General features: G+C 50.3%; 25 protein-coding genes. 1 reads left to right on the top strand and 24 read right to left on the bottom strand.

The genetic code is table 11. From position 1 onward, the window contains the following. Nucleotide 1 precedes the first annotated feature (1 nt). The 18 genes from Q7P41_RS02895 to Q7P41_RS02810 all read right to left on the bottom strand — a co-directional run bounded on the left by Q7P41_RS02895 (nucleotide 2) and on the right by Q7P41_RS02810 (nucleotide 17,736). Nucleotides 2-508 carry a hypothetical protein gene (locus tag Q7P41_RS02895; protein ID WP_303881981.1) on the bottom strand — a complete coding sequence of 169 codons (507 nt, stop codon included), beginning with the start codon at nucleotides 506-508 and terminating at the stop codon, nucleotides 2-4. Beyond that, entirely contained in the window at nucleotides 492-1,106 is a 615-nt protein-coding gene (locus Q7P41_RS02890; protein ID WP_303881979.1) for a PilN domain-containing protein, read from the bottom strand. The genes Q7P41_RS02895 and Q7P41_RS02890 overlap by 17 nt, the downstream gene beginning before the upstream one ends. 260 nt (nucleotides 1,107-1,366) lie before the next feature. Further along, nucleotides 1,367-1,684: a hypothetical protein gene (locus tag Q7P41_RS02885; protein WP_303882009.1), complete on the bottom strand. Its 318-nt coding sequence runs from the start codon at nucleotides 1,682-1,684 to the stop codon at nucleotides 1,367-1,369. Between the two features lie 2 nt (nucleotides 1,685-1,686). Next, the gene (locus Q7P41_RS02880) at nucleotides 1,687-4,944 is read right to left on the bottom strand and encodes a pilus assembly protein (RefSeq protein ID WP_303881978.1); all 3,258 of its coding nucleotides are present in this window, start codon (nucleotides 4,942-4,944) and stop codon (nucleotides 1,687-1,689) included. A 25-nt stretch (nucleotides 4,945-4,969) separates the two neighbouring features. Then, nucleotides 4,970-5,608: a hypothetical protein gene (locus Q7P41_RS02875; protein ID WP_303881977.1), complete on the bottom strand. Its 639-nt coding sequence runs from the start codon at nucleotides 5,606-5,608 to the stop codon at nucleotides 4,970-4,972. Continuing rightward, nucleotides 5,608-6,552 (bottom strand): PilW family protein, encoded by a 945-nt coding sequence (locus Q7P41_RS02870; RefSeq protein ID WP_303881976.1) that lies wholly within the window; start codon nucleotides 6,550-6,552, stop codon nucleotides 5,608-5,610. Before Q7P41_RS02870 ends, Q7P41_RS02875 begins: the two co-directional genes overlap by 1 nt. Then, on the bottom strand, nucleotides 6,530-6,886 hold the full coding sequence (locus Q7P41_RS02865) for a prepilin-type N-terminal cleavage/methylation domain-containing protein (protein WP_303881975.1): 357 nt from the start codon (nucleotides 6,884-6,886) through the stop codon (nucleotides 6,530-6,532). The genes Q7P41_RS02870 and Q7P41_RS02865 overlap by 23 nt, the downstream gene beginning before the upstream one ends. A gap of 15 nt (nucleotides 6,887-6,901) precedes the next feature. Then, nucleotides 6,902-7,492 (bottom strand): prepilin-type N-terminal cleavage/methylation domain-containing protein, encoded by a 591-nt coding sequence (locus Q7P41_RS02860; RefSeq protein WP_303881974.1) that lies wholly within the window; start codon nucleotides 7,490-7,492, stop codon nucleotides 6,902-6,904. 315 nt (nucleotides 7,493-7,807) lie between these two features. Next, nucleotides 7,808-9,028 carry a type II secretion system F family protein gene (locus tag Q7P41_RS02855; protein WP_303881973.1) on the bottom strand — a complete coding sequence of 407 codons (1,221 nt, stop codon included), beginning with the start codon at nucleotides 9,026-9,028 and terminating at the stop codon, nucleotides 7,808-7,810. A gap of 7 nt (nucleotides 9,029-9,035) precedes the next feature. Then, on the bottom strand, nucleotides 9,036-10,160 hold the full coding sequence (locus tag Q7P41_RS02850) for a type IV pilus twitching motility protein PilT (protein WP_303881972.1): 1,125 nt from the start codon (nucleotides 10,158-10,160) through the stop codon (nucleotides 9,036-9,038). Between the two features lie 21 nt (nucleotides 10,161-10,181). Next, nucleotides 10,182-11,876, bottom strand: a complete 1,695-nt coding sequence (locus Q7P41_RS02845) for a GspE/PulE family protein (protein ID WP_303881970.1) — start codon at nucleotides 11,874-11,876, stop codon at nucleotides 10,182-10,184. A gap of 317 nt (nucleotides 11,877-12,193) precedes the next feature. After that, the gene (locus tag Q7P41_RS02840; protein WP_303881968.1) at nucleotides 12,194-12,586 is read right to left on the bottom strand and encodes a secondary thiamine-phosphate synthase enzyme YjbQ; all 393 of its coding nucleotides are present in this window, start codon (nucleotides 12,584-12,586) and stop codon (nucleotides 12,194-12,196) included. Nucleotides 12,587-12,626: 40 nt separating this feature from the next. After that, complete coding sequence (locus tag Q7P41_RS02835; RefSeq protein ID WP_303881967.1) at nucleotides 12,627-13,016, bottom strand: type II toxin-antitoxin system PemK/MazF family toxin; 390 nt, start codon at nucleotides 13,014-13,016, stop codon at nucleotides 12,627-12,629. Continuing rightward, the gene (locus Q7P41_RS02830) at nucleotides 12,980-13,213 is read right to left on the bottom strand and encodes a hypothetical protein (RefSeq protein WP_303881965.1); all 234 of its coding nucleotides are present in this window, start codon (nucleotides 13,211-13,213) and stop codon (nucleotides 12,980-12,982) included. Before Q7P41_RS02830 ends, Q7P41_RS02835 begins: the two co-directional genes overlap by 37 nt. Before the next feature lie 138 nt (nucleotides 13,214-13,351). Next, nucleotides 13,352-14,581 (bottom strand): ABC transporter permease, encoded by a 1,230-nt coding sequence (locus tag Q7P41_RS02825; protein ID WP_303881964.1) that lies wholly within the window; start codon nucleotides 14,579-14,581, stop codon nucleotides 13,352-13,354. Then, a complete protein-coding gene (locus tag Q7P41_RS02820; protein WP_303881963.1) occupies nucleotides 14,578-15,279 on the bottom strand; it encodes an ABC transporter ATP-binding protein in 702 nt (233 codons plus the stop codon). The genes Q7P41_RS02825 and Q7P41_RS02820 overlap by 4 nt, the downstream gene beginning before the upstream one ends. 16 nt (nucleotides 15,280-15,295) lie before the next feature. Beyond that, nucleotides 15,296-16,450 (bottom strand): efflux RND transporter periplasmic adaptor subunit, encoded by a 1,155-nt coding sequence (locus Q7P41_RS02815; protein ID WP_303881962.1) that lies wholly within the window; start codon nucleotides 16,448-16,450, stop codon nucleotides 15,296-15,298. Further along, nucleotides 16,447-17,736, bottom strand: a complete 1,290-nt coding sequence (locus tag Q7P41_RS02810; protein ID WP_303881961.1) for a TolC family protein — start codon at nucleotides 17,734-17,736, stop codon at nucleotides 16,447-16,449. Before Q7P41_RS02810 ends, Q7P41_RS02815 begins: the two co-directional genes overlap by 4 nt. 149 nt (nucleotides 17,737-17,885) lie before the next feature. Between Q7P41_RS02810 and Q7P41_RS02805 the strand changes: the two genes are divergently transcribed. Further along, on the top strand, nucleotides 17,886-19,094 hold the full coding sequence (locus Q7P41_RS02805) for a PLP-dependent aminotransferase family protein (RefSeq protein ID WP_303882008.1): 1,209 nt from the start codon (nucleotides 17,886-17,888) through the stop codon (nucleotides 19,092-19,094). Here the strand turns inward: Q7P41_RS02805 and Q7P41_RS02800 are convergent. The 6 genes from Q7P41_RS02800 to Q7P41_RS02775 form a co-directional block, all read right to left on the bottom strand. Next, complete coding sequence (locus Q7P41_RS02800; RefSeq protein WP_303881960.1) at nucleotides 19,089-19,934, bottom strand: MurR/RpiR family transcriptional regulator; 846 nt, start codon at nucleotides 19,932-19,934, stop codon at nucleotides 19,089-19,091. The two genes, Q7P41_RS02805 and Q7P41_RS02800, sit on opposite strands and share 6 nt — an antisense overlap. Nucleotides 19,935-20,054: 120 nt before the next feature. Next, nucleotides 20,055-21,239, bottom strand: coding sequence for a thiolase family protein (locus Q7P41_RS02795; RefSeq protein WP_303881959.1), 1,185 nt, complete (start codon nucleotides 21,237-21,239; stop codon nucleotides 20,055-20,057). Continuing rightward, nucleotides 21,236-21,928, bottom strand: coding sequence for a 3-oxoacid CoA-transferase subunit B (locus tag Q7P41_RS02790; RefSeq protein WP_303881958.1), 693 nt, complete (start codon nucleotides 21,926-21,928; stop codon nucleotides 21,236-21,238). The genes Q7P41_RS02795 and Q7P41_RS02790 overlap by 4 nt, the downstream gene beginning before the upstream one ends. Next, nucleotides 21,912-22,601, bottom strand: coding sequence for a CoA transferase subunit A (locus tag Q7P41_RS02785; RefSeq protein WP_303881956.1), 690 nt, complete (start codon nucleotides 22,599-22,601; stop codon nucleotides 21,912-21,914). The genes Q7P41_RS02790 and Q7P41_RS02785 overlap by 17 nt, the downstream gene beginning before the upstream one ends. A 46-nt stretch (nucleotides 22,602-22,647) precedes the next feature. Next, nucleotides 22,648-24,618, bottom strand: coding sequence for a TRAP transporter permease (locus Q7P41_RS02780; protein WP_303881954.1), 1,971 nt, complete (start codon nucleotides 24,616-24,618; stop codon nucleotides 22,648-22,650). Between the two features lie 73 nt (nucleotides 24,619-24,691). Then, nucleotides 24,692-25,651: a TAXI family TRAP transporter solute-binding subunit gene (locus tag Q7P41_RS02775; RefSeq protein WP_303881953.1), complete on the bottom strand. Its 960-nt coding sequence runs from the start codon at nucleotides 25,649-25,651 to the stop codon at nucleotides 24,692-24,694. Nucleotides 25,652-25,668 lie beyond the last annotated feature (17 nt).

The following is a 25,668-nucleotide window of genomic DNA, read 5'->3' as shown; positions in this document are numbered from 1 at the left end:
ATCACTCCCCTTTCATGATGGTCTCTATTGACATATCGGCACTCACCGGCCCTTTTTCTTGCCCTTTAATCGACAAAGAAAATAAACGCACGGCCGGTTTATTGCCCCGCATATCGGAGATGGCCGAAAGGAAATTGAGGTAATCGCCTTCACAAGACACCAACACGGCGGTCCTCTCCGGAGTAGTCGATTTGACAGGATTAACCTTGTTGATCTTAAGTTTATTTCCCGCCATGACCTTTTCTATGGCCGCGAAAAACGCCACGTTGTCCGCCGGAAATTCAACGCGAGATTGCTCCATTTCGCTCAAGGCATCGCGGTAAACCTCGAGCAGCGCATACTTTTGCGCAATGGCGCCCTTCAAGCTCACCTCCTGTTTGGCAAGGCCCTCTATGGCATCCCTTTCCTGCAAGATGCTTGCGCTCAAAGCGTGCTGAAACCACAGAAATCCCCCCATCACAAGGCAAAAACAAAAGATTATGAGTGCTTTCTTAACGCTCAACTTCATCCTTTTCAGCTCCTTTGGCCACTTCAAAGGTCCCCAGGAAGTCTTTGATGTCGCAGGTGAAGCTGAACTTCACAAGGGTTCTTTCATATTCATCCTTGCCCTTTTTGGTTTCTTTAGACGTCACCAAAGGGCTAATGGAGCTAGTGACACTGGCGTTAAGCAGTTTTAAAGCAAAGGCGGCGACATCGTTTTCCGCGAAGGCATAACCTTCGACGTCAGCTCTGCCCGGGACCAGCCGAACTTGGGAAAGCCAGACTTCGTTGGGCAGGGATGCCATAACGGCAGAAAAAAATTCGACAGAAGGTATGTCTTCCCGCAGCAAAGACAGCGCTTTTTCGTACAAGTCAAGTTTCTCCTTGTTTTGTGCAATGTAACCATCGAGCCTTTTGCCCTCAAGCGTCAATTTTTCCACGCTCGCCTCTAAAGCCTGTCTTCTAGCCACAAGTTCCCTTAAAACAAAGATGCCGTAAACAGAAGTAAAACATGACGTAACAATAAAGACAAGGATGAGCGCTATGGCGATCACTCTCGGAAGATCGACCTTTTTCCTCTCGGCTATCTTTACACCCAGTGGCCTTAAATCTATTTTGACAGTCATGATTTATCCCTCACAGCCAGCCCTATTGCAAGTACAAAATTGCTGCCCAATTTTGTACTAAAACTACCGAGCACCAACGAAAGACGTTCCATGTTCACGATCCTATCCTATGCTATCGCGTCCTCTTCAACCGAAACCTTTGCGCTTCTCGCTATCCTGAACCCATGTGACGTAGGCATAAGCTCCAGATACCTGATCGCCCCTCCCTCTATGGAAAGACCAGCGTAGTACCGTTTCCTTCTGAACGCCCGATCACCTCCTTAGAAAAAGACCCTTTTTATGACCTTAACTTTAGAACCTTCTGCCGTAACTTCCACGCTTTTACCCTGGTAAGCCTGTGCAAACTGCCTGGGCGTCATCTCCTGGCCGTCTGCTCCGATGAAAAGCGTCTCGTCGACAGCCCACGTGAACTTCTTTAGCCCCTGCGCCTCTGCAGTGGACAGAAAAACGTATGGCGGGTCTAATTGAAGCTTAGACAGCATGCCGTAGTAAATATCCGTTTCGCAAAAACCCGGCTTTGCCAGGGGCACGACGACAAAAAGAAAGGCTGCGAAGAAAAGCAGGAAAAACTTTGACATCCTCACGGTATCCACCTCCTCCAGTATGAGGGCACCATGACGCCGCTCGGGTAGGCAGAATCCCACTCTGCCACCTCGGGCGGGACGTCGAAGGCAAGCAGGCCGTTTTGGATGACGGCAGGCTCATCTCCGACCTTCAGGTCGTCCGGAATGGTAGTCTGTACCTGCGGGTATTTTGTTACACCGGCATAAACACGTCCCTCGGAAATCACTATGCCCGAGACCTTTGCGCCCGCTAATTCCACATATTTATTATCTCCAGTCCATGCCCCCTTGCCTGTAGTTGCATTTAAGACGTAAAGACGGCTCTTTCCCACGCTGCAGGGGTCTTGCGACTTTATGTAAGTGGAAAAGAAGATGTGGCCGTTGTAGTAAACGGGGGGTGTCGTGGCGTATTCAAGCGCATCAAGCTCCATATACCATCCACTCATGCCAGCAGCGACCATTTTGTAGGTTATTTGTTCAAGGTCGTTTGTGCTTTTCGATCCTGCAGAGACGTTTGCAGCTATGATGTAATTTCTTTCATCTTCTGATCTCGTCAAGCTTTCGCAATCTCCCGCAAGGACGAAAAGCCACTTGCTGCGATTGATGTATGCGGCGTCTAACATATAGGAAATGCGGGGATGTACTATATCGTTATCAACTGTTATAGTGAAGACGTTGTTCACCGACCATTTCCCAGGTTCCGAACCGGTTAAATCTCCCTCGTGTATCGTGCCGCTGTCGCCTCCTACGTAAAAATACTTGACTTGATGATTAGAGCCGGCCCAAAGTATGGTTACGGGCGTCGCAATTTGTTTCATTGAAGGATCCTTCAGCACCTTAAGCAGCTTGCCATTTTCTATGCTTATGACGTAAATACTGGACACGGAATTATCATCACCTTCAATTCCCATCGTAAAGCCATTTCCCATAATTGCTACCCAGTGCGTCTTCAAGGGTTGGCCTTGCCCTTGATCCAACATCACATAACCAATTCCGGGCGTGCTTTGAGTAAATCGCAAGTCCTTGTAGTCCAAGTCGCTGTCATCCGATATCTCTTTCTTGCCATGGGGCTTATCCATACGTGTAACGGTACCCCCACTTCTCGCCCAATAGGATACAAAGAAATCTTTATTATTTTCGTTCGGAAGCAGTTTGTCTCCCTTGCGGTTGTATATAGCGTTTTCCACGGCCCACATAAATTGCGGGTCGCCAGGGTTGGTGACGTCTAAGGCATAAAATCCTGGCCCCGCGCAACCTAAAAGCCCGAGCAAAACAGTATGATATTCCCCGTCACTCAGCAGGACATCTTCTGCCGTTATCGCACCGTCTAGCAGATACCTCGGGTTTGATTTCGCCTTATCCAGCCATGTCACAGTGATTGTACCCCCGCTTTTCGCTAAATCCTGCTTCATGCCCGTCATTCGCCCCTCAGCCAGGACATTTGGAGGGATGAAGGCCCACTTTTCCTCTCCCGTATCGTCTACTATCTTGCCCTCTGCGTTTTTCTTACCTGCTTTGAAAGCATGAAGCATTCCGTCATTGGCCTGAACGTAGACCAGCTTTTCCCTGCCGGCATGGGTTTCCTTAAATGTCCAGTAATCCCCGTGAGGGTTGCTTCCCCTTGGGGGTCCGATCTCCACCAAGCCGCTGTGGTATATGTCTCCCAGCTTGTATCTCTCGGATCCCGTGGCTTCGTCCCATTCGTCGCTGCCCAGGGCCCATTTTATGAACTTGGAGGCCTGGTCTTGGGTAAGCCCAAGCATCGGGGCCAAAGTCGAAGCATTGCTTTCTTTGAAGTCAAGCTTCCAGTTTCCGCCTTTCCAGTTCACGGTAAACACGTTTCGAGCGCTGTAAGATTTTGTATTAAGCTTTGCAGCGGCATCCCACACCGGAAGCTCAGACATGATTCCATCCGTATCGAGTTTATATTTGTATAAATGACCAGTCCACTGCCTTTCTATGTGGGGCACGAAGTTAGGGACGTAAACCCCACCTTCCTGGCCTCCAATGGGCGGGCTCACCAGCGGAGCGCTTGCAGTCGATTTGAAGCTCTGTATTTGTTTGAATATATCCTTAAAGGCCTGCATAAGTTCATCCACATCGGTGGCAAAGTAGGCATGGCTTGAGGTGTTTTCCTTACCGTCGTCTCCCATGTCCGCCATGCGGTTCAATGTTTTTTTCAATTCCGAAACCCCTGATGCATTTGGGTTTATGAGGCCGATGACCATGGTCTTGACGGGCTGGGCTTTGTTGACATAAAAAGAAGGCCATTTATCTTGCGGATTATCTTTTGCCTTGTAAAGATTTTGTACAGCCGTTACGGGATTACCCCCTAAAGTATCCCTCCCATCTGTAAGCACAATCAGCCAGTTCTGCTGACACCAGGCGTTTATCGCCCCATCCATGAGAAAGAAGTCTCTTGCATCGCCCCTGTACGGATTATCCTTGTCAGGATGAGCATCCGCGCCGTAAATAGATGCCGCAAGAGGCGTGGCGCCGTGAGCGCGCAGCTCCGGGTTGTCGAAAGTCTCTATGCCGTCAACCCACTTTGCTATCTCCTCAATGCTTCCCGGCTCGTCGGTGGACCTGAAAAACCTCCTAAGCAATGCCCTGTCCCAACTGCTGCTGCCCTCCCATGAAAGCGCCTGTCGTGATCCATCTTCTGTAGGTAGCCATCGGTAATACACACCAACACTTGGAACTTGTGGAGATTCATATCCTTCCTGATAATACGTGGCCAGCCCCATCCGCAACCCCGAAACAAGGCCGGGGCCGTTTAAAATCTCCCACAGCACCAGTTTTAATTTGTACATTCGGCTGTCGTTGGGATATAGGTACCGATTGCCGTATTTGGCAAAGTATGCTTCGCGGTATCCTTGGCTTATGCCTGTTAAATCCGCGTCATCGATGTATGCGAGATTAGGGTGGTAATTATAGGGGCCATCAGGGTTGTTGTTCGAGCTATCGAGATCTCGCCCAAAATATCTGTATATTTTATCACCGTACTTATAAGGCTTACTCCCGTCTCCATAAGTGGATGTATCGCTTGCGCTCCTAAAGGTCATCGACCCGCTGGTGTCCAAAAGAAGCAATACATTTGGCTGGACGAATTGGGCGTAGCCTTCGGGCAAGGGCTTGTTGCAACTTGGCAGGACAGGAGCTTCGCCAGCCGCCTGAGGCAAAACGCCAAGCGGGACGAAGGCAATGACGGCCAAAGCCGCCACCATAACAAAGACGCGTTTGATAACATTAATATTTGATAAAAACTTTTTCATGAGGTTACACCCCTGTTTGCGGTTTCTAAAACCGCATGGCGACCGCCTGTTCGGCGGTGCTCGATCTGTCTTTGTAGGTAGCGGTGCATCGAATTAGGTAAACGCCTATGTCCGTGCCCGGCGCGCCTTCCCCCGTTGACCCTCCGCCCCTTCCGGCCACGGCGTAGCTTGGCCTTACAACATAGCTTCCCTCTTCAAGCTGGGGACGAATTCGTGGAGGAAAACCCTTCTCGTAGTCATCCGTCAAATCCGGGTGGGGTTCGTAGGCCGAGTCGTAAACGACGATGTCCAAACTTATTCCGTCTTCCGTGGAGGTAGTCCATTTTCCTTTAACTGGAAATGTATCACCAGTCCCGACCCTGGCAATGAGAGCCTCGTAGATTTTTGCGTCAGAATTGGGCCTGTCTGCCTCAGAAAGCATGCCGTCGCCGTTTTTATCTTTCCAGCGCGGAACCCTTCCCGATTTTATGTTTTTATATATCCACCCTTTGCCTCCCTCGACGCCGCTCGCGGCGGCGTTGTAGAGGCGAGTGTTGGTAACGGTCTGCTTGGCGCTGGAATAGTAATTTTCAGTTATGCAAAAGGCCGCCGCCACTAAAGCACCTCCAACGAGCACTATCACCAACACCAGAGGCAGTGCTATAGCCTTTCTTTTTTTTCTCATCAGTTCCTCACCCTCCAGGAGGCCGACATGGCGACAAGCCTGTAATGCCTGTCCTCATCAGAAATAGCGGCTGGCCAACCAGGTACACTAGAAGTCACCTGCCCGGGAAATCTTCGGTTTCCTCTCACGAGCAAATGGACCGTAAAAAGGTTGCTGTTCTCATTGAATGAAAAAAGCACCTGAGACACGCCCTCCATGACGGGCTGGGCGGGGCCTCGCGTAACGTCTTGAATGTAAAATTGTGGTGACGTACCGCCAGGAGAGATAACGTAAGCGCACATAGCCCGCAAGTATTGAAGCTCGGCAAAAAAGGGGATCAGGTCTCTATTCGAGGCCATTACGCCAAGCTGTTTGCGATCATTGCTAATTTCCCTTACAACAAATGGTGTCTGGCAGCCCGAAAAGGTAACCCAACCGTCGGTTGTCGACGCTGCCATTGCCACCTTTACCTGGTTATCGGGGCAAGCCGCCGATAATTTAAGCACAATGGGGTCATTGTCAGCTACCTCGTGTCCCTCCTCCAATACGCCTATGCCGGAGCCAAGGCAGTAAACGAGGCCCATTTTTTTGAAGTAAGTAGTCGTCCCGACGGTGCCGGCAACCTCGCACAAATACACGGGCTTGTTCCACCCGCTGATCACATTCCTCAAAGGCGTAAGCAAGTTAATTTGGGGTGATGTGCCCACGACGAAAACCCCTTCAAAGTCGGCAGTCCTGTTGGGCATGGAAAGCCCCGCCTGAAGGACGGCCGTCTCCAGACGGGCCAATGTCATCTCTCCCCGCTGGCGGGCAGTTGTGAGGTCGGTAGACTGCTCAAAGTGCTTTGTAAAAGCGAAAAAGAGCCCCTCGGCCGCAATGCTCACTATAGACAAGATGACCACGGCGATGAGGACTTCCACGAGCGAAAAGCCTTTACGGAATTTAAGTTGACGTCCTGTGCGCACCGGCGCTCACCTGCCTGGTAACTTCGAACTTGCTTTTTCCGTCGTTCCACGTAACGCTGACCCTTACTTCCTTTTGTTGGTCCACCGCTTCCCCGACGATCCAAACCATTTTATAACCGCCAATAGTTTGAGACCCTCCCGACAGGTCATTAAACTTCTTCGACTCGAGCTCGTCCAACTTTTGCACGGCAAGCAGCGCGGCCTGCTCTCTGGCGGCCGAGGCCATGTAAAGCCTGCTTGCGGCCACAGGAAGGGCCGCCATGGGTATGAGCGCCACTAAGAGTAGCATCAGCGCCACCAGAGCCTCTATCAGGGAGAAGCCGCGCCGCTTCACGTCAGATCACCTGCGTTATTGGATGACTATGTAAACTACTGAATCGGTATCCTTGAAATATCCTGGGTTATCGGCAGTCATATCAATATCTTTTTTCCCATACAAACCAACAGATTCAGCCTGCTTAGCCAAATTGTTCTTTACGCCGCCTCTAACTTTGGTGTATGCAGGAGGAGTTCCTGTACTATCACCTAGATCATACCCTAAGAACCAGACGGTTGCTTTTACATCTTCCGCACTCCCTTCAACGGTTTGCGTTCCTACAACTACCTTATCTTCCGTTTCAAATTTAAAGCGATGCTGGCCTGCAACCAATGGCTTATCTAGATACTTATTCAGCGGTGTCGGGTCAGTTTTTAGAGTTGTCCAGTCGGTTTTAGTCCATCCGGCTGGATTTTCGGTCAACCACATTAATGCTGCCACCTTTACGGACCTGAGGTCGCTTATTATCCTTGACGCTTCAGCAATATCCCTGCTCCTTCCAGCCACCAAAGTCATCCCACCAGCTAATATTCCAATTATTATTATGACGATTAAAACTTCAACTAACGTAAAGCCTTTTCTTGCATTTTTTGTTTGCAATCTTCCTATGATCTCATTAATCAATTGAATCATCCCTTCTTAAAAATTGTCCTGTTCATCCATATATTAGGATTTAAATTGCGACTACCAGTAAATTCCTAATTTCAGTTATAAATAGTCTTTTAATGTGCAAACAAAAACCAGCACCGCAAGATGAAGCACAAGTTCGCGGTGCTGGTTGCACAACTAGCCCCTCGATCTTTTTAGCTCTTACCATTCTAACGATGACAATTATATTTTTCCATATAAATCATTACATCTATAAGTATAAAGCGTAATACAGCAGGCAGGCTGTTTTGCATATCTTTTCTCCGCTTCTGCGGTTAAAATTCTATCAAATCATAATCCACTTAGCAAACCCTGTACGGATACAATGATTGGCGTAAATACGGCAAATACGACAAGGGCCACCACCCCGCCCACGAAGACTATTAGCACGGGCTCAAGTATGGAGGTAAGGCGTTTGATCTTTTCGTCCAGCTCAAATTCGAACCAGTCGGCCACTTTGTCCACCATCTCTTCAAGCCTGCCCGTTTGCTCTCCTATGGTGATCATGTGAGCCGCCAACGGGGGGATCACCATGATCCTTTTTGCCGTCTCGCCCAAGGAAGCTCCCCTTTTTGCCTGGTCTGACATTTGAATGAAGGCATCTTCGATTAAGGAATTTCCCGAGACGTCTGTCGTCATCTCAAGGGCAGAAAGTATGGGAACGCCCGCCTGGACAAGGGCGGCAAAGGTCCGAAATGTCCTGGCAAGGACCGACTTCTTCGATATGTCGCCGAACAAGGGAAGTTTCAGCTTCAAGGCATCGAGCCTTTTTTTGGTCCCCTTATTTTTTGACAGGGCATAAATTCCTAAAATTAACAATAAGACCAGCCCTACGGGCAAATACCAGTGGTGGCTTAACCACACGGAAACCGTGAACAAAAGCCTCGTCACCAGGGGAAGCTCTACGCCTATGTCGGTGAACACGTCTGCAAAGCGGGGCATTATCACCGTCACCAAAAGAAACACAACGAGCAGGGCAAAGCTCATGACCACGGCGGGGTAGGTCGAAGCTGACACGATCTTTTTCCTCAGTTCGTCCTGCCGCTCGAGGAAGGTGGCAAGACGGTCCAGGCTCGACTCCAAGACACCTCCTTCTTCTCCTGCCCTGGTTATTGCCACCATGAGCTTTGAAAACTCGCTTTTAGTCGCCATGGCGGCGCTCAAAGAGGTGCCCCTGTCCACCATTGTCTTTACTTCCCTTATGGCCCCGGCAAAGCGCTTGTTTTCCGTCTGTTCGGCAAGCATGTCCAGGGCACTGCCCAAGATGATGCCAGCCTCGAGCATCGTGGCCAGCTGTCTGAAGAAAACGGCCTTGTCCTTTAGCTTTATGGTGGAGACGGTTTCCAGCCTTTCCTTCAGGGACTTAGCGGCGCGCTCCTTTGTCTCCTCAACTTCTATGGGATAAAGGGACCTTTCCCGGAGCCACTGAAGGACCTGGGCGTTGGATTGCGCCTGCTGACTGCCGTAAACTATCCTGCCGTCGCTTGACCTTGCCTTGTAGCGATAAAGCATTTACCGCTCACCTCCTCCCCATGACCCCTTCGCCCGCAAAGGCAGACGTGCCCTCGCCGAAGACCATCCTGTCCAGGTCCTTAATGTCGAAGGCATAAGAGGCGGCCAGTTCGTAGGGCAGTTTGCCCTCTTTTATCAAGCGGGCCAAATCCTGGTCCATGGTGTGCATACCCTGGTCCAGCCCGGTTTGGATGATGCTTTTCAATCCGTGGATTTTTCTTTCCCTTATGCAGTTTCGCACGGCCGGCACGGCCCACATGAGCTCCGTGGCGACCATCCTGCCTCCACCGGGAAGGGGCAAGAGCTGCTGTGAACATATGCCTATCAGGACGTTTGCAAGCTGGAGCTTGACCTGGTCCTGTTGATGGGGAGGAAAGACGTCTAAGATCCGATCGATGCTTTGAGGAGCGTCGGGCGTATGAAGCGTCGCCAAAACCAGGTGTCCCGTTTCGGCCGCCGTAAGGGCAGCGCGCACCGTCTCCAAATCCCTCATCTCGCCTATCATTATCACGTCGGGGTCCTGACGAAGTACCCTTTTTAGTGCCTCGGCAAAGCTCGTGGTGTCGATGCCTATCTCGCGCTGGTGTATCATCGACCTGTCCGAGTGAAACAAATACTCTATGGGGTCTTCGATGGTGACGATGTGGCAGCTCCTCGATATATTAATTTCCTGTATTATGGCGGCCAGGGTGGTAGATTTTCCGTGGCCCGTGGGCCCCGTCACCAAAAAAAGGCCCTGACGTCTTCTTGCGACATCGTGGAGCTGTTTGGGGAGGATGAGGTGTTCTATGAGGCGTATCGTTTTAGGTATGACCCTGAATGCCATGGCCATGTTGCCCCGCTCGAAGAAACAGTTACCCCTTAAGCGAACGCTCATGCCATCGCTTGAGATGGGGTAATGTAAACTGAAGTCCAGCTCTTTTTTAGTCAGGTAACTTTCAAATTGCTCTTCCGTGAGCAGGGTAGTTATTATGTCCCTCACGTCCGCCGGATCAAGAGGGGGATGTTTAAGGGAGTGCAGTTTTTCGTCCACGCGCAGGACGGGAGGAATGCCAACCGAGATGTGAACGTCGCTGGCATTCCTTTTTACCGCCTCACCGAACAACTCCCTGAGACTGACTTGCAATGCCATAAGTTCCTCACCTCTCAGATATCAAAGCGTCACCGACAGGACTTCGTCGGCGCTGGTTATTCCCTCCGTCACCTTTTTGGCTCCCGAGACCCGAAGGGTCCTCATGCCCTGATTTATGGCCATGGTTCGAAGATCATCGGAAGTTGCTCCCGTCATCACTGCCCTTCTTAGTTCCTCGGACATGGGCATGATCTCGAAAATTGCCGTCCTCCCCCTGTAACCTGTTCCGCGGCATTTGTCACAGCCTAGGGGCTTATAAACCTTCGTAAAACCGTTCAGCCCCAGGCTTTCAGCAACGTCCAAGGGCAATTCGTAGGGCACCTTGCAGTGAGGACAAAGTTTTCTTACCAACCTCTGGGCCATCACGGCTACCACCGATGAAGACACCAGGAAGGGAGGTATCCCCATATCGATCATCCTTACGATGGAACTTGGGGCGTCGTTGGTGTGGAGGGTAGACAGCACCAAATGTCCCGTTAGGGCTGCCCTGACGGCAAGTTGGGCCGTCTCGGTATCGCGCATCTCGCCCACCAGTATTATGTCTGGATCCTGGCGCAGGATGGACCTCAAGACCGTGTCGAAGGTAAGTCCCGCCCTTTCGTTTATCTGCACCTGATTTACCCCGGCTATGGTGTACTCCACCGGGTCTTCTACAGTCGTTATGTTGACCTCGTAGGAGTTAAGGTTTTGGATGACGGAATAAAGAGTCGTCGATTTTCCGCTTCCCGTGGGCCCCGTGACCAATATGATGCCGTAAGGAACTTCTATGACTTTATCCAGGGTAGTCCTTTCGTCGGGGTCCAGTCCGAGCCTTTCCAATCCAACCATGGCGGTGGCCTGATCGAGCAAGCGCATGACCAGCTTTTCGCCGTAAATGGCGGGCAAACTCGAGACCCTTATGTCTATGCGTCTGCCGGCCACGCGAAGGAGTATCCTGCCGTCCTGGGGGTGGCGCTTTTCGGCAATGTCCATGCCTGACATTATCTTTATTCGCGATGACACGGGGGGGTGAAGGTGCTTTGGGAAGGTGAGCATGTCAAATAAGACGCCGTCGATCCTGTATCTGACGCGGGTTTCCGTCTCGAAGGGCTCAACGTGCACGTCTGAGGCGCTGCTGTCGACGGCTTGTCCCAATATGGTGTTTACGAGCTTGACAACGGGAGCGTCGTCTATGGAGACGGCCTCTTCTCCCTTTGATAAGTCAAATTCCCCTCTTTCTTCTTCCACAACCTCAACCAGCGCTTCGTCAATGGTTGACCTGATGCTGTAAAAGGTCTCTATGGCGCGTTTGATATCGGAAAGAGTGGCTATAACGATTTCCACGTCCTTGCCTGTTATCATTCTGATCTCATCAAGGGCCAAAATATTGAAGGGATCGGAGACGGCTACGGTCAGCTTATTCGAGTTTTCATTGATCGAAAGGGGCACAACCTCAAGCCTTCTGGACATATTTTCGGGGATGGCATCTATGGCTTCTTCCATGGGACGAAACATGGACAGGGACACGAAGGGCAGATTTGCCTGCTTTGAAATGGCTTCGGCCAAGTCCTTCTCGCTGATCCACCCGTTTTTGACCAGGGTTTCGCCGATGCGCAAGTTCGTTGCAGTTTGCTCCTTTAAGGCCAAATTCAGCTGTTCGGGCAGGATATAGCCCTGCTCGACGAGTATCTGGCCCAGTAGCGGCTTTCTTTCATACTGCATTTCCCTGTTATTCATACAAGACCCTCCAAAGTGGTCATTAACAAAATTCTATCAAAAACTAGACATTATGATAGGCAAAATATTCAAAATAATAAAAATTTTTCTGCCTGAAAAAATTACACGCATTTCTGCCGGAAACGCACAATCGGGTCACCTGACGCACCACCCCGGGACACGTGGTGACCCGCACCGGGACGCCTGGTGACCCAACCCGGGACACGTGGTGACCCCATAACTATATCCAATATAACTAGATCCATATAACTAGATCCAGGGGAACTATATGTGTCCACCACGTGTCCTTTATCTGTGAACATTTTATTTTAATAAAATTATTTTAATAAAACATAAAAGCGCCTGTTCCTCGGCCCGTCGAACTCACAGAAAAATATACCTTGCCACGTGCCGAGCACGAGGCGGCCTTCGTGAATGGGTATGATTTGCGAGACACCAAGCAGGCTTGATTTTATGTGGGCATCGGAATTGCCCTCCCCGTGGGAATAATTGCCGTCGCGGGGGACTAAGACTTTGAGCTGCCTCAGTACGTCTTCTTTGACGCTTGGGTCGGCATCTTCGTTTATCGTCACGGCCGCCGTGGTATGGGGAACGTAAACCACGCAAAGGCCTTCTTTTAAGCCTGACGACCTGACGTCTTCTTCTATCGTTCGCGTTATGTCCACGAACTCCTCGCGAGCCTTCGTGCGCAATTCGTGGCTTATAAACATAAACTACACCTCCCGCCAATAAGGTCGCAGAAGAGAAAGTTTACTTGAGATCAAAGACAATTTTTAAGGCTTCGTCGATTTTTAACAATACGTCTTCTTCAAGCTCCCCCCGCACCTTGACGAAGCGCTTGCCGTAATCCACGGGCCTTGTCTGCAGGCAATCGGCTACGGATTTTTTAGTCAGTCCGTTTTGGGAAGTGGGATTTATTTCGACATTTGTGATGATCCTGGCCTTTTTTTCGTTCCATGACGTTACGGGCACCACCTGAACTACCGGAACGCGCTCGTTATAAACATCGTTCGTAACGACCACACAGGGTCGTATTTTTCCAGTTTCGGAACCTTTTGTGGGATCTAGGCCTATATCGATCACCATTCCCCGCTTTAGCGCGCTCATGCCGGCCACTCGGACGTATCCGCTTCTGTCCACTCGCGGGTTTCGACGTCCTCTTCGTAAATTTGGGCATAGAGCAATGCCGACTCCCGCAGTCGCTGTTCTGTCATTTCCGTCAAATATCGTTCCAACGCAAAGCGCACCATTTCGCTTTTATCCCTGAAGCCCAGATGCTTAAACTGGGCAAGAAAATTGATGTGCGATTCGTCAAGGCCAATTTTGACCTGTTTCATAATAACCCTCCTTTAAGTCCCTATTATAGGGACCAATCAATAGTACTATTATTAGTTCCTATTATAGAGCCTAACAAGCAAAGGTCAAGCGGCCCGCTGAGTATGAGCTGCCTCATAATAGCGAAAGGATATTAACAATCATTCGTACCGCAGGGCCTCGATGGGATTTAAAAGCGACGCCTTGTATGCCGGGTACAAACCAAAGACGATGCCCACAAGGGCAGAAAAGCCGAAGGCCAACGCTATGGAACCGGGGAGCACGACCGTCTGCCATTCAAAGGCCCCGGATAAGATGCGTGACAAAATGGTGCCAAAAAGGACTCCCGCAAAACCGCCCGTCATGGAAAGCATGCCCGATTCGACCAAAAACTGAAGCATTATGTCCTTGGACGTCGCGCCAACGGCCATGCGTATGCCTATCTCCCTGGTACGCTCGGTGACCGAGACGAGCATGACGTTCATTATGCCGATGCCGCCGACGAGCAGTGAGACCGAGGCTATGGAGCCCAAGAGCAGGGACATCACCTTGGTGGACTGTTGGGCCGCCTCCATGGCCTGGGCCATGTTCCTAACGGTAAAATCGTCGTCTTGAAAAGAAGTTATCTTATGCCGCTGCCTCAAAAGCAGGGTTACCTCTTCCTGCGCCACGGCCATGAGGTCTTCGGACTTGACCTTTACCGTTATGGATGAAACCATGTTGGGCCTGGGCATGCCAAATAGCCTCTTTTGCGCAGTGGTGACGGGTACCATGACTATGTCGTCCTGATCCCTCCCCCAGCTTGATTCCCCCTTTGATTCCAATACCCCTATCACCTGAAAGGGAATCTTTTTTATCCTGATTATCTCCCCAACCGGATCGGAATAACCGAAGAGCTCGCGCGCCACGGTAGATCCCAATATGGCCACCTTGGTGGCGCTTCTCATGTCCTGATCCGTAAAGGGACGTCCCGACGTCAACTTCCAATCGTTCACCACGAAAACGCCTACCGTCACGCCCGCAACTTGAGTGGACCAGTTTTGATTTCCGTAAACGATTTGAGCCGACCCGTTAAATTGCGCCAGGACCTCCTCGACCGACGGACATTCCGCCTTTATGGCCTTGGCGTCATCTAAGGTCAAAGAAGGTACGCTTCCGGCGCCAATGCGGATGCCGCCCGAAGTAACCGTGCCGGGGCGTATGACGAGCAAATTGCTTCCCATGCTTGACATGACGCTTTTTATCTGCACAGTGGCCCCGGCGCCAAGGGCAAGCATCGCTATCACGGCGCCGACGCCTATGACAATGCCGAGCATGGCAAGCCCTGAGCGCATTTTATTGGAAACTATAGCCCTAAAGGATACTCGACAGGTCTCCGTAAAAGATATCATCGAATGGTCACCTGCTCTTCGGGCGTGTCGCTTGAGATCATGCCGTCAAGCACCCGTACGATCCTCTTGCCGTATCGGGCAATGCCGCTGTCGTGGGTCACAAGCACTATGGTTATTCCCCGATTTTCATTTAAAACCTTGAGCGTTTCCATTACTTGGACTCCCGTCTTTGAGTCAAGGTTTCCCGTGGGTTCATCGGCCAAAAGAAGGGGGGCATCGTTGACCAGAGCGCGGGCTATGGCAACTCTCTGCTGCTGTCCTCCTGACAGCTGATTAGGCCTGTGGTCGGCCCATTCAAGCAATCCGACCAAATCCAAAGCCTGGCGGGCCTTGGCCCTTCGCTCACCGGCGGGCAAGCCCGCGTAAAGCATGGGCAGTTCCACGTTTTCCAGGGCGCTCATCCTGGGAAGGAGGTTAAAGCCCTGGAAGATAAAACCTATATTTTTGTTCCTCACTCGGGCAAGCTCGTCTTTGGTCATGCTGGTGATATCTTTGCCGTTTAAGATGTATTTGCCGGAGGTAGGAACGTCAAGGGCGCCCAGTATGTGCATGAGAGTTGACTTCCCCGATCCCGAGGGGCCCATGATTATGACGAACTCCTCTTTTTCCACCGTGAAGGAAACGCCCCTCAAGGCTTCAAATTCTACGCCGTCCATCTTATAGACCTTTCGCACGTTTTCCACTTCTATTAATGGCATTTTTCGCCGCCCCCTACTAGAAGGGCGTCCTCCTGTTGGCCTTGGATTTCTTAGCGGAATTTGCTTCCTCGCCAATTACGACGAGCTGACCTTCGTTCAAATCGCCTTGGAGTATCTCCACGTAAGCACCGTCCGTTATGCCAAGCTTTACCTCTTTTGGCAGGGGCTTCCCGTCCTCTAAAACCCAAATGACCTTGCCCCGCAGGGTATCTCCCGAATAATCAGAAGGCCTGTATCGCAGTGCGGCGCTCGGTACGGCAAGGACGCCTTCCTTTTTATCGGTGATTATGGTCACGTTTGCAGTCATCCCCGGTTTTAACATCAGGTCAGGGTTGGCAACGTCTATTATCACCGGATAGGTCACGACGTTTTCGACCACGCTTGAAGCTATCCTAACTTGTTTTATGGTGCCCGAAAATACGGCCTCAGGATAGGCATCGACGGTAAAGGTCACACTGAGGCCTTCTTTGACTTCCCCTATGTCTGCCTCATCGACGTTTGTTTCGATCTGCATTTTGGTGAGGTCTTGGGCTATCGTAAAAAGCGTGGGCGTTTGAAAGCTTGCGGCCACCGTCTGTCCTGCGTCCACGTCGCGGGAAACCACGATGCCATCCACGGGAGAGTAAATCCTGGTATAGCCAAGGTCCGTCTCCGCCTTCTTTAAAGCGGCCTGCGCCTGATAAACGTTGGCTTCGGCTTCGCTAACCCCCGCAAGGGCGAGGTCGTAGTTGGTCTGTGCCGCGTCCAGCTCGCTCCTTGCTATAAGATCTCTGTCCCAAAGCAACTTTTGACGGTTTAAATTCCTCTGTGCGTCCTCAAGCGTGGCCTTGGCCTTCTGCAAAGCCGCCTTGGCATGCATCAGGTTGGCCTTTGCCTGTTCGACTTGGGCCTCAAAGGTGGTGGGATCTATGAGGGCTATCATCTGTCCCTTTTTTACGGTGGAGTTATAATCGACGTAGATTTCTTTAATCGTCCCCGAAACTTGGGTCCCTACGTCCACGGTCGTCACTGCCGAGACAGTGCCGATGGCAGTCACGTAAGAGGATATATCGCGCCGCTCGATCTGCGCCGTCTCGTAGATCATGCTTTCTTTGCTGCCAAACATGCTTTTACCAAAAAGGGCGAACAATACAACGCCTATGATGAGTACGATCACGATCTTTTTCTTCACGGCATACTCTCTCCCATCGCGCTTTTAAGCACCATGCTGGCCATTCTGTAATCGTAAAGGGCCTGAATGTAATTTCTCCTTGCATCGTTTAAGGCCACCGTCGCATCGGTGACCTCGATCGGACTCCCCACGCCGGCTTCATACCTTCCAAGGGCCAATTCCAGGTTTTCTTCGGCCTGCTTGACCGTCAACTCAGAGACTCCCACCCTCTCCTCGGATTCTATTAAGGACAAATACCCCTGCTCCACCTCGAGAATTATATCGTTTTTCATGGACTCGGTAGCCAGGTTAACTTCTTCGAGGTTGGCCGCGGCCTCCTTCGTCTTATATTCGACGAGATGTCCGTCGAAAACGGGTACGCTCAAAGACAGGCCGTAATTCCAACCTTCATCGAGGGGGAAGTCCCTGCCCTCAAAATTATAGGCCGCATAGGCCGAAAGAGTTGGAGATTGCCCTTTGGCCGCAAGCCTCAAAGATTTTTGTGCCGAGACCGCGGTGTGTTCCTGAGCCTTAAGGTCCGGCCTGTTTGCCATCGCCCTTTCTAGGGCTTCCTCTTTTGTTATCTCGTAGACTTTGAAATCCATGTCGTCAGCTATGTCGTAGGAAGGCGCATCCATAAAGCCCATGGCGTTGTTAAGAGTTTTCCACGCTATTTCAAGGGATGACCGGGCCTTAATGAGGTCAAGGCGGGCGGTGCTTAAATCCACCTGGGCTTTTGTGACGTCGAATCTAGGAGCGGTGCCTGCCTCGTAAAAACCTTGGGCTTGCCTCAGGTGCTCCTCAAATTGTCCTACAGTTTGCTCGGCCACAGCCACATTTCTTTTGGCGGCAAGCACGCCGTAGTAGGCTTCAGACACGCCGTAAGCGATGTTTCTTTGCCTATCGTTGGCCTGAAACTCAGTCACCGTCACGTTTTCCTTCTGGATGTCAATTTGCGTCTCCCTTTGACCGAAATCCGTTACGAGCTGAGAGAGCGAGACATCGCTTGAGTAGTTGGAGTGGACGCTTCCGCCGGCAGGGGAACTTCTGGCGTAATTGGTCGAGGCCGAAAGGGTCGGGTAATTTTGAGAGGACGCCTGGCCGACCCTGCTTTCCTGGGCTTCTACTTTTTTTTGGGCACCCACTACGTCCGGGTGGACTTGAAGTGCTATTTTTATGCATTGTGCCAGGGTCAACACGTCTTCTTCTATGAAAATGTCCTGTGCCGATGAAATCAAAGGCAGCGAGCAAAAAAACGCGGAAGATACTATCATAACCAATGAACCTTTAATCCAGGCCCTCAACATTTCATGCTCCTTTCTGTTCTATCTTTTTCTGTAATTTTATTTTAATATCAATATGGTGTAATCCGCACTTCGACTTACGTCTATCTTAGCGGTTAAAGCGTAATGTCGCAGTCAATCTCTTAAAAAGGAGTGGAGTCAAATTGGATGTCATGTCAATGCTGGGGAAAAGGGTCACTGAAAGGATCACTCCATCCGCGATCACGGAAATGATGATACTCGTCAAAGAGCACAACGCAATTTCGCTCACGGCGGGGGAACCGTCGAGCGATGTTTACCCCGTGGAAATGGTAAGGGAATCCGCAAAAAAGGCCTTGGCGGACCCCGACCTGCTGGGCTACTATCCGCTATCTACGGGTATCGTTGAGCTCCGCGAGTGGATCGCCGAATGGATGAAAAAAGACGGGCTTTTGCCAAAGGATTTTAGCGGAAAAAACGTAATACTCACCAACGGGTCTCAAGACGGCCTGAACCTGGTATCGGAGGCCTTTGTAGAGCCGGGCGACGTCGTTTTGGTTGAAAACCCGACCTACCCGGAGGCCTTGCTCGCTTTCGGCAAGGAAGGCGCAAGGTTTGTAAGCGTCCCCGTGGACAAAGACGGCCCGATAATAGAGGAGATGGAAAAGGTCCTGGCCAAAAACAAAGTAAAGTTATTTTACACCGTAGTCAACTTCCAAAACCCGTCGGGCTGTGTAACCACGGACGAGCGAAAGGAACAAATTTTGGAACTTGCCGAGCGATACAGCTTTTTGATAATAGAAGATGACCCCTACAGATATTTGAGGTACGAAGGAAAACACGAGGGAAGTTACATCAACTTGGCCGAAGACGAGGACGCGGTCCTATACTTGGGCAGTTTTTCCAAGATCATCGCCCCGGGCATCAGGTGCGGATTCATGGTAATACCTTCAAAAATCACGTCGCACATGAGTGAATTGGCGCTTGCTACAAAGTTATCGCTTTCGGCTTTCCTGCAAAGAACCGTTTACGAGCTTTTATGTTCCCTTGACATGGAAGCACACCTGTCGAATTTAAAGTCAACATATATGATGAGGCGAAACGCCTTAGACGCGTCTTTGGGGGAAAATGCCGCGCCTTACGGCATGACTTATGACCTTCCTCAGGGAGGATTTTTCATATGGGCTCGCGTGCCTTGGATGAAGGACTGCTACGACTTCGCTAAATTTGCCGTGCTCGAAGAAAAAGTGGGGGTAGTTCCCGGGGCAGCCTTTTACCCCGATGCTTTAAGCGCTGACAACTCAACGCTTCGACTGTCCTTCGCAAAGACTCCGCCCGAAGTGGCCGAAGAGGCAGGAAGGCGGCTCGGCAGAGCCTTAGCTAAATATAAGAACATGTCATAAAGAATCTTCATATATTCCGGACTGTGCCCAAGTTTTTTCCAACTCTTGCAGCTTTTTCGTCGCCAAATCACCCAAATTATCCGCCACTTTTAAGAGGATTGCATTTATCAAGCCTATGGGTATGACGAAGGAATCGATAAAGGAAATATGAGAACAGGGAGCGTAGACGAGAAAATCGGCGTAAGGCGCTAAGGGACTTAAGGGAGAGTTCGTTATTGCAGCCGTTTTTCTTCCAAGTTCATGTGCTAGCGCCAGGCATTCAACCGTTTGTTTAGTATAGCGGGGAAAACTAATGCCTATGAAAAAGCTGTTTTCTCGGGAATTTATCACATGTTCAAGGAACATATCGGCTTCCAAGACATGAACTTCAGGGAGGAACCATGAAAGGTAGGCACCGAAGTAGATAGCTAGGCCTTTGGCGCTTCTAAGGCCAATTAAGTTTATGGAAGATGAATCGCAAAGAACTCGGGCGAATTCCTCCAGGGGCGCGTCATCCAGCATAGATAGAATGCTCATCCCCTTTTGCAGGTCTTGGCGAAGCACGCTTTGAAGGAAGTTGTCTCCCTCTCCAATCGTTTGATAGAGTCGATGTCTTTCTAGTGCTTTTAGTTGATCGAGCAACGATTCCTGCAATGCATCTTTGAACTCGGGGTAACCCGGAAAGCCCAGGGAAGTAGCAAACCTTATGACTGTGGCTTCGCTGACCCCCACGAGTTCGCCCAACTCTGCGGCCGTGAGGTTCATCACTTCACTCGAATGTTCCAGGACGTATTGAGCCACTGCCCTTTGACCCCTGGGCAATTGATCTATTTTTCTTTGAATTAAATCTCTCAAGGGCATCTGTACACCTTCTCCCAAACCGTTAAAAAAGCGGGGCAAAACATGCTCTTTTGTGCATTATACCCCGCTTTTCTTTTCTCCACCAAATCGAGCGATCTGCAGTTGGCTACATCTTATTTTTTATTTCAAGCGTCGAACCACTATCGCGACTCCTTGACCTCCGCCAATGCAAGCACTGGCAATTCCCAATTCCTTATCGTAGTTTTGCAAAGCATAAAGTAGGGTGGTTAAAATCTTTGCACCGCTGGCACCTATCGGGTGGCCCAGCGCTATGGCTCCGCCGTGTACGTTTAGTTTTTCCATATCGAAAGGCATAACACGATGACAGGCTATAACCTGTGCTGCAAAGGCCTCGTTTATCTCAATTAAATCCATATCCTCCAAGGACAAACCGGCCTTTTCGAGGGCTTTCGGCATTGCCAGCGTCGGCGATAAGCCAAAACGTTCTGCTTCAAGCGCAACTGCCGCATATCCCAGGATTTCAGCCATGGGCTTCAGTCCGTTAGCCGTGGCCCAATCCCCGTCTGCGACGACAAGGGCGCTTCCGGCATCGCACAGAGCCGAACTGGAACCTGCCGTGATGGTCCCTCCTTCTTTAAACACCGGAGAGAGCCTGCTCAAAGCTTCCATGCTGGTGTCCGGACGCGGTATTTCGTCCTTATCGATTACTATTTCGCCTTTTTTTCTGTCCCTGTATGACATTGGGATGATTTCGTCCTTGAAAAACCCTTCGTCCGTCGCTTTACAAGCTTTTCTGTGGCTGTTTAGCGAAAATTCGTCTTGTTCTTCTCGCGTTATGTTAAATTCTTCTACCAATTTCTCGGTGGCTTCACCCATCAACATTCCTGCAAGAGGACATAAAAACCCGTCTTTTTGAAGCACGTCAAGGGCATTTTTGTCACCCATCCTCATGCCCCATCTTGCTTCGGGCAAAATGTAGGGAACGTTAGAGGCGCTTTCCATCCCACCGGCTGCCATGACCTTGATGTCGCCCAGACGTATCTTGTCGGCCCCAAGCATGACCGATCTTATGCCCGAACCACAGCGAATGTTCACGGTAAAGGCAGGTATGCTCTGGGGTAATCCGGCCTTATACATGGCTATCCTTGCGGGATTTGCTCCTACTCCGGCTTGCCAGCCGTTGCCCATGATGACTTCCTCGATGGCTTCATCCTGGACCCCACTGCGCTTTACGGCTTCTCTTATAGCCGCGGCTCCAAGATCTGATGCCTCAAACCGGGACAAACCGCCACCAAACCTGCCTCCTGCCGTTCTGCAGGCGCTAAGTATGACTACTTTTTTCATTCCTCTTCTTCCTCCTCCTCTACTCCCTGCATAGAGATAAGCGGTTCTGCCACAGTAAAGTCCGCATCGGTCATTGCTTTTATATCCTCCAGGGTAACTTCGGGGGCTATCTCGAGTAATTTCATTTGTCCTTTCTCGATGGAAAATACTGCAAATTCAGTTACTATGAGTTTTACAACGCCCTTGGCCGTCAAGGGCAGTGTGCACTTTCTTACTATTTTGGGTTCTCCCCTCTTTGTGGTGTGCGTCGTAGCGATTATGACCCTTCGAGCCCCAACGACCAGGTCCATGGCTCCTCCCATGCCGGGCACCATCTTGCCCGGAACCATCCAATTTGCCAGATCGCCGTCCTGGCTAACCTGCAAAGCACCCAATACCGTTGCGTCTAAATGGCCTCCCCGTATTAATCCAAAGCTGAGGTCGCTTGCCACAAAGCAACCTCCAGGCATTATGACAAAGGGCCTTCCCCCTGCTCCTATGAACCTGAGATCCGGCACCTCGGGGGCGGGACCGGCACCAATCGCGCCATTTTCCGTTTGGAAAATGATGCGAACGTCCTCGGGGATATAATCTGAGACGAGCGTGGGAATTCCAATTCCCAGGTTCACCACATCCCCGTCATGAAATTCCTTCGCGATACGCCGCGCTATCCTGTGTCTTGTTCTTTCTTCGCTAAGTTCTATTGGCATAATAGTTATCCCCCTTTACAACCAGTGCATCTATCAAAATACCCGGGGTCACGACTTCGTTTGGATCCAACTCCCCTATAGGGACTACGCTATCTACTTCGGCTACTACATAATCCGCTGCCGTCGCCATTATCGGGTTGAAATTTCTATTTGTCCCAAAATAGGTCAAGTTGCCCATCCTATCTGCTTTATACGCCCTAATGAAGGCGACATCGGCCCTGAGCGGTAAATCGAGAAGATAGTCTTGCCCGTTTATTTTTATGACCTGTTTACCCTCCTCGACCACGGTGCCCACTCCCGTCGGCGTAAGTACTCCGCCTAACCCAAATCCCGCCGCGCGAATGCACTCCACAAACGTCCCCTGCGGATAAAGCACCAGCTCCAGCTTGCCTTCCATGAAAAACTGTCCAGTTTTTTTGTTCAGACCTACGTGAGAAGCTATGACTTTTTTTACTTGCCCCTTTGCAACCAGTTTCCCATGCCCCACATCTTCATAGGCGGTATCATTTGATATGAGCGTTAAATCTCCCGTTCCTGCTTCCACTAAAGCCTCGACCAACGTATAGGGGATGCCTCCGTAATTGAACCCTCCTATCATGATGCTCATTCCGGGCCTAACGTATTTCGCAGCCTCTGCCGCGGATACGACAGGCTTAATCACTTTTTTAGCCAAAATGCTACACCTCCTAGCCCTTTAGGCGAATAATAATCTATTGTGTTTATAGGACATATTGCCTCAAGCGAACCTTCTGGAGCAGGAAAACTGCGATGACTATCATCACGGCCAAGAAATTGGCCAATAAAGAAGGATATATTATTCCGAAGGGAAGTATCATAAAAGCAAGTCTTTCGATAATGTTGAGCTTCGAAAGGAAATAGCCCTGTATTCCGGCGGATAAGGCTACGACTGCTACAACGGCCGTTACGCACCCCAAGATAATGTGAATTATGTCGCCCCTAAGAAGCAGATAAGGGTTATAAACGAACATGTAGGGAACCAAAAACCCCGCCGCGGCCGTGGCCAAAGCAATGAAACCGGACTTCATGGGATTTGATTTAGCGATGCCGGAAGCAGCATAGGTGGCAAGTGCTACCGGTGGGGTGACGTCTGCCAAAACACCGAAATAGAGGCAGAACAAATGAGCCGAAAACAAGGGAACGCCCAATTGTGCTAATGCAGGGGCTGCAAGCGTAGATGTAATGACGTATTGAGCTGTCGTTGGCACGCCCATGCCAAGGATAATTGAACCTATCATGGTCAAGATCAATGCTAAAGGAAGAATGCCATGAGAGAGGCTTAAGACGAAGGAAGAAAAGGCAAGCCCTACTCCCGTAATGCCAATGACTCCTATGATTATCCCGGAGCAGGCGCAAGCTGCCGCAACTTCTATGGCGCCAATAGCCCCGTTGATCAAGGCATCCAAAATGCGCTTTGGCGTCATGCGGTATTCCTTTTTACCTACCCACGATACCACGACTAAAAGCACTAAGGACCAAAATACAGCCTTTACAGGCGAGTAGCCTAATGCCAAAAATATGACGAGAGTGATGATTGGTAAGAGCAAATGCCAGCCTTCCCTTAAAACGGTCGTCAGCTTTGGCATATCCTCAATGCTAAATTCCTTCAATTTTATTTTGCCCGAACGAAAATGAACCATAAACCATATGGAGGCAAAATATAAAGTAGCGGGCACAGCGGCCGCTACCACTATCTCCCAATAAGAAACTCCCAAAAATTGCGCCATAATAAAGGCTGCTGCCCCCATGACGGGAGGCATGACTTGTCCTCCTGTAGATGCAGCTGCAACGACTGCCGCGGCAAACTCATTTTTATAACCCGACTCTTTCATCAAGGGAATGGTAAAGGCGCCCGTCGTCACTGCATTTGCAACAGAACTGCCGGAAACTGTTCCCATTAAGCCACTTGCCACAACTGCCGCCTTTCCTGGACCTCCCTGGCTTTGCCCGGTTAAGGCGATGGCTAAGTCGATGAAAAATTTGCCGGCTCCCGACGAGCTTAAAAAAGCACCGAACAATACGAACAAAAATATGAATGAGGCGGAAACTCCCAGCGGCACTCCAAAGATGCCGTCTGTACGAAGATATTCAAATGGAGCAAGCTCCTTGAATGGGAATCCGCCATGAGCGAGAAGTCCCGGAAAATAGGGTCCAAAAAGAGCGTAAAGAAGGGCCACGATGGAAACTATGGGGAGGGGCCAACCCATGGACCGCCTTGCGCCTTCAATTACCAAGATTATCATCATTATTCCGAGGTAAATATCAGAAGCCGTAGGCATGCCCTCACGATCTGAAATAGCATTCCAGTTTAGGAGGATATTTAAGCATCCTATCACTAAAAGAATCGCAAAGCCCCAGTCCCATATATCTATTTTGTCCTTTGGTCGCTTTTCGGAAATCGGGTATAGCAAATAAAGGAGGACGCCCATCAGCATCCAATGGATACTTCTTTGATACATGGCCGGCAACAGTCCATATAAAGCGGTGTACAGGTGAAAAGCCGACGCGGAAATTGCAATACCCGCAACTATCCACCATTGCCATCCATGCAAATCACGTCTTTTCGTTTCAATTTTTTTTACGTCAATATCCTCTACATCAACGACGGGTTCGCGAGATTGCTCTTGATTTGCAGATGCTTGAGTATTATTAGTACGTTCGTCATCCGCCATTTAAAGATGCCCCCTTTACTCCTGGGAAGATCGGTCCGACCAATGAAAACATTGGTCGGACCCAATTTACCCTCTACTCTACAGGTACCTCTATGCCATGCTCCTTGAAGTACCTTGCAGCGCCCGGGTGAACCGGGATAATAGCCACGCTAGCTTCTTCCGGAACGAAGTGTGCAGCTTGAGGAATGGATTGCATAATTTCTTCTCGATGCTCGATGGTGGTCTTAACGAGCTTATAGGCAAGGTCTTCATCCATGTCCTTGTTGACTACAAGAAAATTACCATCAGCGACTGTAAGGACATCTTCATTTTGCTTTGGATATGTACCTTTTGGAATCTTATAGGGGAACATGAAGGGATATTTCTTTACGACCTTTTCCACGATATCCTCCGGAATGGGGATGAGCACGACCTCGCGAACGGCAGCTACTTCTAACACGGCAGACCCCGGAGTGGCAAAGTTCCAGAACACGACATCCACATTACCGTCCTTAAGGGCCATTACGCCCTCCGGTTGGGTTAGCTGCTGTCTTTTGATGTCCTTTTCGGGGTTTATCCCCGCTGCATCAAGTATCATGTTGGTCAGCACCTGATCTCCTCCGCCAGGGGCACCAACTGAAACCCTTTTGCCCAAGATGTCTTCAAACTTTGTGATTCCCGTGCCCTTTACAGTAACTATGTGATGTGGTGCGGGGTACATGTGCATGAGTATCTTAAGCGGCAAAGCGCCATCTTCTTCAAAGGCTTCAGTACCGGTATATGCTTGATAAAGAGTGGAACCCATCGACATCCCGACATCTGCCCTTCCGGAGGCCACTAACCTGCAATTTTCCCTCGACGCAGAAGTGGCCCGTGAAGTAGCTTTGACATCGATTCCCGCTTTATTGTAGACTTCTGCTAAAACACCACCTAAGGGGTAGTAAGTGCCACCTAAACCGCCGGAAACTATCGTAATGTAAGTAACGGCGTAAGCTGTGCCGACGAATGCAACCAAACACACCAATGCAACTGCTAACAGCACCTTCTTCTTCATGGCTTGCTCTCCTCCCT

It is taken from the genome of Acetomicrobium mobile (assembly GCF_937920065.1).
The sequence above is the reverse complement of the archived record's forward strand: the minus strand, read 5'-3'. Positions and strand labels throughout refer to the sequence as shown.